8 protein-coding genes are annotated in these 8,067 nt (G+C 70.0%); 3 read left to right on the top strand and 5 right to left on the bottom strand.

All coding sequences use genetic code 11. The features are described 5' to 3' along the window. Positions 1 to 168: 168 nt before the first annotated feature. Genes ACM9LD_RS21675 through ACM9LD_RS21665 form a run of 3 tightly spaced genes read right to left on the bottom strand, consistent with a single transcriptional unit; the run spans position 169 to position 3,430 of the window. A complete protein-coding gene (locus ACM9LD_RS21675) occupies positions 169 to 1,206 on the bottom strand; it encodes a DUF6670 family protein (RefSeq protein ID WP_415678604.1) in 1,038 nt (345 codons plus the stop codon). 5 nt (positions 1,207 to 1,211) lie between these two features. Then, positions 1,212 to 1,868, bottom strand: a complete 657-nt coding sequence (locus ACM9LD_RS21670) for a TetR/AcrR family transcriptional regulator (RefSeq protein ID WP_415678601.1) — start codon at positions 1,866 to 1,868, stop codon at positions 1,212 to 1,214. Between the two features lie 50 nt (positions 1,869 to 1,918). Then, positions 1,919 to 3,430 (bottom strand): flavin-containing monooxygenase, encoded by a 1,512-nt coding sequence (locus ACM9LD_RS21665; RefSeq protein WP_415678600.1) that lies wholly within the window; start codon positions 3,428 to 3,430, stop codon positions 1,919 to 1,921. 131 nt (positions 3,431 to 3,561) lie between these two features. Here ACM9LD_RS21665 and ACM9LD_RS21660 point away from each other — a divergent pair, with 131 nt between their 5' ends. The 3 genes from ACM9LD_RS21660 to ACM9LD_RS21650 all read left to right on the top strand — a co-directional run bounded on the left by ACM9LD_RS21660 (position 3,562) and on the right by ACM9LD_RS21650 (position 5,377). Continuing rightward, positions 3,562 to 4,068, top strand: a complete 507-nt coding sequence (locus ACM9LD_RS21660) for an SRPBCC family protein (RefSeq protein ID WP_415678599.1) — start codon at positions 3,562 to 3,564, stop codon at positions 4,066 to 4,068. After that, on the top strand, positions 4,065 to 4,583 hold the full coding sequence (locus ACM9LD_RS21655; RefSeq protein ID WP_415678598.1) for a TetR/AcrR family transcriptional regulator: 519 nt from the start codon (positions 4,065 to 4,067) through the stop codon (positions 4,581 to 4,583). Before ACM9LD_RS21660 ends, ACM9LD_RS21655 begins: the two co-directional genes overlap by 4 nt. A 299-nt stretch (positions 4,584 to 4,882) precedes the next feature. Beyond that, complete coding sequence (locus ACM9LD_RS21650) at positions 4,883 to 5,377, top strand: FBP domain-containing protein (protein ID WP_415678597.1); 495 nt, start codon at positions 4,883 to 4,885, stop codon at positions 5,375 to 5,377. On the opposite strand, the gene ACM9LD_RS21645 is transcribed toward ACM9LD_RS21650, so the two are convergent. Together ACM9LD_RS21645 and ACM9LD_RS21640 are read right to left on the bottom strand one after the other, a co-directional pair. After that, positions 5,378 to 6,628 (bottom strand): oxygenase MpaB family protein, encoded by a 1,251-nt coding sequence (locus ACM9LD_RS21645; protein ID WP_415678596.1) that lies wholly within the window; start codon positions 6,626 to 6,628, stop codon positions 5,378 to 5,380. 110 nt (positions 6,629 to 6,738) lie between these two features. Continuing rightward, positions 6,739 to 8,058, bottom strand: a complete 1,320-nt coding sequence (locus tag ACM9LD_RS21640; protein WP_415678595.1) for an alkane 1-monooxygenase — start codon at positions 8,056 to 8,058, stop codon at positions 6,739 to 6,741. Positions 8,059 to 8,067 lie beyond the last annotated feature (9 nt).

The raw sequence follows: 8,067 nt of genomic DNA, 5'->3' as shown, positions 1-8,067 counted from the left end.
GCGAAGCCCTCCGCTGCCTCAAACGACGACTAGCCCGCACCGTCTTCAACACCCTCAGAACCGACGCGAAAGCAGCCCCCGACACCGCCCTCCCGACCGCCGCTTGACATAGGAGAAACGCATGGCTGTTCGGAGCGCCGTGGTCGTCCGGAACGGCGGGCGCCGTCCTCAGGGCTGCGTGTCGATCCACTCCAGGTAGGCGCTGCCGGCGACCGGCTGGGACCGGTAGTGGCCGAGGTAGGTGTAGGCGCCCACGTAACCGCGGCCGTGCCCGTACCGGAGCTCGCTGTCGACGGACCCGTCGATCGTGAGGACCTCGTCGTCGCCGTCCCGGACGGTCCACTTCAGCAGGACCGGCACCGTCATCGTCCGGCCCCGGTCGTCGACCACCTCGCGCGACTCGAGCACGTCCATCCGGACGTCCTCGTAGACCTCCGCCGGCTCGCCCAGCCGCCGCACGTGGGCCAGTCGGCACGCGATGTGGCCGCGCGCGCGGACGTCGGTGAGGAGGATCTGCGTGGTGGGGTCGATGTCGATGATCTGGTAGGTGAAGAAGTCGATCGGCAGCTTCAGCGCCGAGGGCATCGCCCGGCGGGTGAGCGCCTGGTGGCTGCGGATGCGGGCGTACTCGAAGGTGCCGACGCCCTCGACGTGATCGCCGTCGACGGTGCCGGTGTACGGCGCGGTCAGGCTGAGGTGGTCGTAGACCGGGGTCTTGACGAAGTACGAGACCTGGTCGGACACCTCGAGTTCCAGGTCGACGTCGAAGCCGGGGTAGCGGCCGCGCACCGTGACGCGGGGCAGGTCCACGTCGATAGCGAGCTCGTCACCCCAGCGCAGCTCGGAACCATCTGCGGCGAAACGGCATTCGCTCGACGCGTCGTAGGCGCGGTAGAAGTGCTGGTCGGCGTAGGCGGTCGAGGAGAGCACGGTCGTGGTGTTCCGCGCATCCGCGGCCGAGAGATGGTCCTGGTCGAACAGTTCCGCGCCCGCCGCGCCGATCAGGGTCATCGTGTTCACGTACCGGTAGGGCTCCGGCAGATCCGGGACGAAGACGCCGAAGTGCGTGGTGGCCCACACCTTCGACGTGGCGTGCGGCCGCAGGATCTCCGCCTGGTCGAACGGGCGGCGGGAGGCCTCGATCCGTCGATCCAGCAGGGGGAGCGCTCCGTCCACGACGGCGCGGGAGAGCAGGCTGGAAATCATGTGGCTCACGGGTTCTCCGTATCGGGGGAGGGGGACGGCGCGGGGATCGCCCAGGCCGCGAGGATGCGGGTCGCGCTCGCCGACACCTCGGCGGCGGACAGGTCGGGGTTGAGGCGCCACCACTGCATGACGCCGGAGATCATCGACTCCCAGATGACCACGGCGGCCGTCTGATCGCGGGGGTCGGTGAGCCCGGCGGCGCGCACGACGCCGGCGACGGCGGAGGACGACTGTTCTCGCAGGCGGTGTCGCTGCCCACGGGCGACGACCCGGCCGTCGCCCTCGGGCACCGACCGGTCGTACAGCAGGGCCCAGTACCCGATGCGGCCCTCCAGCGACGTGACGATGCTCGTGAGGACGCGGCCGGCGGCGAGACTGAACAACGAACCCGGGACGGGATCGGGATCGGGCAGCGCGAAGGCATCGCGAACCGCGTCGAAGACGAGCGGGCCGGCCTTCTGCACGCAGGCGATGTACAGCTTCTCCTTGGAGCCGAAGTAGGCCAGCACCAGTGCCTTCGACACCCCGGCGCGTTCGGCGACGGCCGTCACCTGGGCCCCGGCGTAGCCGTGGGCGCCGAACTCGGCGGCCGCAGCCTCGAGGATCTCCGCCGCCCTCACCTCGCGCGGCACGCCGCGGGTGCCGGATCGGGGACGCGTCACCTCCCGCGTCACCGTGGCACCCCGTTCACACCGTCCATCTTCGGGACCGCTCACCGGGCGGTCAAGCTCGTGCCGTCGCGGCGGACGCCGTCGGGGGCGTCCCACGGGGCCGGGTGGAGGGTGTACTCGGCGGGGTCGAATCGGTCGGTGCGGTGCCGGTACTCGCGAACCGTGCCGGGCCAGTTCGACACGACGCGTCCCGATTCGGCGACGTACCAGCTGTCGCACCGGGACCAGACGCCGTTCGCGAGCCGCGCCTGCAGGGCCTCGTCGTACGCGGCCTCGACCTCGGGTAGGACGTCGGCGGCGGCACCGTCGGGAATGGCGGCGAGGGCCTGCCGGATGTAGCGCGCCTGGCACTCGAGCATCGCGACGATCGACCCCGACCCGAGGTTGGTGTTGGGTCCGTACATGAGGAACATGTTGGGGAAACCGGGGACCGCGATGCCCAGGTGTGCGCGCGGTCCTTCGGCCCAGGCGGCGCGGAGTTCGGCGCCGTCCCTTCCCCGGATCGAGACGTGGTCGAGGAAGGTGCCCGCGGCGAAGCCGGTGCCGTGGACGATGACGTCGGTATCCCGTTGCACTTCGTCGGCCGTGGTGATCGACGTGGCCCCCACCTGCGCGATGCGATCGGTGACCAGCTCGACGTTCGGTCGGCGCAGCGCCGGGATGTAGCTGTTGGAGAACAGGACCCGCTTGCAGCCGAGCGGGTGCTCGGGCCGGATGGCGCGGTACAGCTCGGCGTCACCGGCCTGCGCCCGCATGAAGGCGAGGCAGGCGATTTCGAGGGCGCGGGCCACCGGGGGCGCGTAATGCAGTGCGGCCGTGAAGCCCTCGGTCACGCCCTGCCACAGGAGGCGTTGGGCACGGAGGGTGACGGGCGCGCGGCGGGCGAGGATCGCGTGCACGCGCGTGAGCCGGGAGTCGGGGCGCGGCAGGATGTGCGGCGCGGACCGCTGGTAGACGGTGACCGACCGCGCGACCTGCGCGATCTCGGGCACGATCTGGATGCTGCTGGCGCCCGTGCCGATCACCGCGACCTTCTTGCCGGCGAGGTCGATCGATGAGTCCCACTGCGCGGAATGGAAGGAGGCGCCGGTGAATCCGTCGTGTCCCGGCAGGTCTGCGAGGATCGGGGTGGAGAGCTGCCCGACGGCCGGAACCAGGAAGTCGGCGTCGAGCGCGGCGACGACGTCCTGGTCCTCGCCGTCGTCGAGGCGCACCGTCCAGCGATGGGCGGCATCGTCGAAGCGCGCCTCGCGGACCGTCACGCCGAACCGGATGCGCTCGTACAGGCCGTACTTGTCGGCGTTGTCGCGGAGGTATCCCAGGATCTCCTGCTGCGGGGCGTAGCGCCGGCTCCAGCGCGGGTTGGGGGAGTACGAGAGCGAGTAGTACGCCGACGGGACGTCGCACGCCGCGCCCGGATAGGCGTTCTCCCGCCATACGCCGCCCACGTCGGAGCCCCGCTCGAGGACCGTCACGTCGTGCCCGCCGCGGAGCAGTTCGATCGCGGCGGCCATCCCCGAGAAGCCGGCTCCGATCACGATGACAGAGGCCATGTCCCGTCCCTTCCTCGATATGACTATCAAGTCATATAAGCACGGATTGACTCAGCGGTCAATTGCTTCGGATTGCACGGCTAACGTTGTTCGCCTAGCGTGAAGCTAATGATGTTAGCCAAGGAGGAGTCATGAAGTGGATTCTGTCGATCGCAGCGGTGATCACGCTGGTCGCGGGCGTGGCCGTCGTGCTCCATCGGGAGCGGACGGTCGAGCGGTCCATCGACATCGCCGCCTCGCCGGCCGAGGTCTGGCGCGTCCTCGTCGACTTCCCCGCCTACCCGCAGTGGAACCCGTTCGTGATCCGCGCGGCCGCACCCGACGGCCTGAAGGTGGGGAGCGACCTCGACGTGCGGATCAGCAACGGCGGGTCCGAGACGGGCTTCCGGCCCGCGGTGCTGGCAGTGGAGCCGGACCGCGAGCTGCGGTGGGTGGGCCGCATCCTGATTCCAGGGCTGCTCGACGGTGAGCACTCGTTCCGCCTGGAGGCCACGGCACACGGGACGCGGTTCACGCAGGGGGAGCGATTCCGGGGAGTCCTCGTGCCGCTCGCCGGCTCGGCGATCGACGTGGCGAGCGGCTTCGACGCGATGAACGCCGCGCTGCGCGACCGCGTGCTGGCTACGATCGCCCGGTGATCCCCGACGAGCTGGCACCGCTCCGCGCAGCGACCCCGCGTGCGCGCCAGATCGTGGAGACCGCCCGCGCGCTGCTGGAACGCGGGGGCTGGGAGCGGATCACCATGCGCGACCTCGCCGATGAGGTCGGCATCCGCGCACCGTCGCTCTACAAGCATTTCGCGAGCAAGGACGCGCTGAAGGCCGCGCTCGTCGGGGTGGCGCTCGCCGAGTCCGGGGCGGCGCTGCGGCCCGTCACGGAGGTCGCGGCGCTGCTGCGGGACTACCGCGCGATCGCGCGCGCCCACCCGAACCTGTACCGGCTCGCCACCGTCGGGCCGCTCGACCGGGAGGCGCTGCCGGACGGTCTCGAGGAGTGGTCGGGGGCACCGTTCTTCGAGGTCACCGGGGATGAGCATGCGGCGCAGGCCCTCTGGGCGGCCGCGCACGGCATGGCGATCCTCGAGATCGACGGTCGCTTTCCCGCCGGTGAGCTGGACCTGACGTGGGGGGAACTCGCACGCCGGTTCACGTGAAAGCGTCTGTGAATCCACGGCTGAGATCGGTACGAAGCCGAATATGGCCTCCTGTCGCTGCGAGCCGTGCATTCACAGGCGGCTTCCACCGCGCGACGCACGCCGGACTCGGAAAACTCGCGTGACACCCAGCGTAGGGTGGGGCGTATGAACCGAGGAGGAGTGTCCGGCGCCCTGCGCCACGGCAGATGATCCCGCCCCGCAGCCGATCCACCGGACCGGCCGCGCAGCCCTGCCTTCACACTCCCNCCCCCCCCCGTGGCGCGCCCGCACGGGGCAGCACACAGAACGGTTCACTCATGGATCCCGTATCCCAGCAGCAGATCATCGACGCCTTCCGGGGCGCCACCAAGAGCGAGGTCAAGCGCGTCACGTTCCCGCCGGACTTCGACGACCTCGACTTCGCCGCACTCGAATTCGTCGGCTGGCGCGACAAGAAGATCCCGCGCCGCGCCTACGTCAGCGTGCCCACCGACGACGGGCTGGTGACCATCCTGCTCACCCAGGCCGAGGCGAAGCCGAAGGCGAAGGCCATGTGCACATGGTGCCGGGACGTCAACATCTCGAGCCAGGCCGTCCTGTACTCGGTGCGACGGGGCGGTTCCGCCGGCCGCAAGGGCGACACCCTCGGCGTCCTCGTGTGCGAGGACTTCCGCTGTGCCGCGAACGCGCGCAAGCTGCCGCCGGCGTTCCACAAGGGCACCGATACCGAGCTGATCCGCGAGCAGAACCTCGCCGACCTGCGGCGCCGGGTGAACGGCTTCGTCGCCGAGGTGCTCAGTACCGAGGACTGATCACTTGTACAGCGGCTTGCCGTAGTTCGGGTTGTTCCTGGTGGGGAGCTCGATGTTGATCGGGCGGAACTCACCGAGGTACACCAGCTCCAGGGTGTTGGCGAGCTGGTCGAACTGGCGGTAGATCTCCGGCGGCATCGCGGTCTGCGTGAGGATCCCCTCGCGGATCGCGATGTACGTCGGCCAGCCCGCTTCGAGCAGCCCCTGCAGCAGCGGCTGCCGGGGCAGCTGCATCCAGTCGGTCAGCTTGTCGCCCAACGAGTACCGGGTGAAGGCCTCGAGGGAGGGCCGGGAGAGGATCGTGGCGTCGACGGACCTGCCCAGGTCCATCAACATGCTCGCGATCTTCACGCCCTCCGGGGTCGGGCCCATGATCGCGTCGAGGTCCACCTGCGCCTGCTTCTCGGCCTGGTCCCAGCTCGACGGGATGTAGGCGTCGTGGATGCCCAGCATGTGGCCGTTCACCTGCCAGGAGTGCAGCAGGCCGTCGACCTCGTCCTGCGGCAGGTGGACGCCCCAGTTGCGCATGATCCGCATGCCCATGGTCGCCAGGCTGTGCCACGTGACCATCATGTCGGCCTGCGAGATGGGCATGGCCTGTTTGTTGACGCGGCGCCAGTGCGGCGACTGCGGGAGGAGGTGCCGCACGGCGCTGTGGGTGAGTCGTACCTTGACGGCGGTCGTCGCGGCGCGGCCGCTGGGGCCGTACGCGCCGACGGCGATCTGGTCGTACACCAGGCGGTACGTCTTGGCGATGCGGTCCTTCATGTTCGCGCCGCCGGCCGACCAGTACACGGCTTGCGACTCCCGGGGGATCACCGACATCATCACGCCGCCGGAGAAGCCGATGATGATCGAGAGATAGAGGCTGCGCGTGGTGTAGAACTTGTCGGCGCCCTTCATCAGGCGCGGGTCGAGCCAGTCGGGGAGCTTCCGCGCCTCCTCGATGAAGTCGCGCACGTCCGAGGGCATGCCGGCCGGCACCGGTTGATCGTTCGTCTCCCAGGCCGCGAGGGCGCGGTTGACCCGATGCCCATCGCCGCGCTCGAGCACGGACTTCACGAGCGCGTCGCACTCCCCGTCCCAGGTCCGCTGCGGGTCGGGGGTGCCGTCCGTGCGGACGCCCGGCGCCGCCGAGACGAGCCCCGTGCCCAGCGTGCCGCCCAGCGCGGCAACGCCGGCCGCGGCCGCGCCCACGCCGGCGGCGCGGAGCGCGCCCCGCCGGCTGATTCCCTCGACGATCCCACCCACGTGTACTCCGCCTTCGTCCGCCCTGTCGTATCGGGCGAACAGTAAACGACCCGGTGTTGCTATTGCAACACCGGGTCGTTCGGACCGCACGCAAGAGAGGGAGCGAGCGGTCAGACTGTGTCGCGCTCCCGAAGAGCGGCGATGGCCCGCAGGTTGATGGGGCCCGTCTCCCGCAGGTGGTCCGGCGCGAAATCGCGCAGGCGGATCACGACGGTGTCGGTGAGCTCGCTCGGCTCGGCCATCTGCTCGAACGTCCGAGAAGCGGGCTCGACGCGGGGCCCGACGGTGCCGTCGACACCCGCCGCCGCGCGTGCGGCCGATCTCGGCGGCCGCGCCGCCTGTACGGGCGCGGCGTGGCCGTGGCGGGCGCGGAGCTTCGGCGTGAGGTTCGCGCGCCGGACGTCGCCGTCGTAGAGCGCGAGCACGCGCGGGTCCATCACCCGGCGCCACAGCGGCGGGACCAGCGCGAGCAGCACCATCTGGGCGTAGCCGCCGGGCAGTTCGGGGGCTTCGTCCTCGATGCGCAGCAGCTGGTACCGGCGGCCCGGATGGGCGTGGTGGTCGCTGTGCCGCTGTAGGTGGAAGGTGGCGAGGCCGGTCACGGCGCGGGTGCTGTTCCAGCTGTGCTGCGGGCCGGGCCGATGGTAGCGGCCGTCGGGCCGCTGCTCGCGGAGGAGGCCGTAGTGCTCGACGTAGTTCACGCACTCCAGGAAGGACATCGCGATGACGGCGTGGCCGAGCAGGTACGGCAGCGCGCCCCAGCCGAAGATCGCGATCAGGGCCGAATAGAGGCCGGCGCTGATGATCCAGCCGTGAAGAATGTCATTGTTTGCAGATAAGAATGGTTTTCCCTTGCGGCCGAGGCGCTCGCGCTCCGCGCCGATGGCGAACCGGAACTCGCCGATAATGCTGCGCTGAAGGAAATGCCAGTACGACTCTCCGTACCGCGCGCTGACGGCATCCTCGGGCGTCGCGACCCGGGTGTGGTGCCCGCGGCTGTGCTCGGTGTAGAAGTGCGCGTACCACGACGGCGCGGTCGCGACCTTCGACAGCCACCGTTCGACGGATGCCTTCTGGTGGCCGAGCTCGTGCGAGACGTTGATGGCGAACCCGCCCATGAGGCCGATCGTGACCATGAGGCCGATGCGGTCAACCGCTGTCAGTGCGGGATCCGTCCACATGAAGCATGCGATGGCGAGTCCGGCGAGGTAGACCGGGACGAACGCCCACGTGCACCACTTGTAGAACGGGGCGTTGGTGAGGGCCTCGATCTCCTCGTCCGACGGGTTGCGCCGGTTCGAGCGGCCGAAGGCCTCGATGATCGCTCCGGCGATGTAGAGCAGAACACCGCTCCACCAGAAGACCGGACTCCCCGTGACCATCACGAGGAAGGAGGGCCCCGGGGCGCACAGCGCCGGAATGAGGCCCACAAGCCACGT

Source organism: Tsukamurella hominis (assembly GCF_965137015.1).
Taxonomy (GTDB): domain Bacteria; phylum Actinomycetota; class Actinomycetes; order Mycobacteriales; family Mycobacteriaceae; genus Tsukamurella; species Tsukamurella hominis.
Note: the sequence above shows the minus strand (reverse complement) of the source record. Positions and strands in the feature narration are given on the sequence as shown.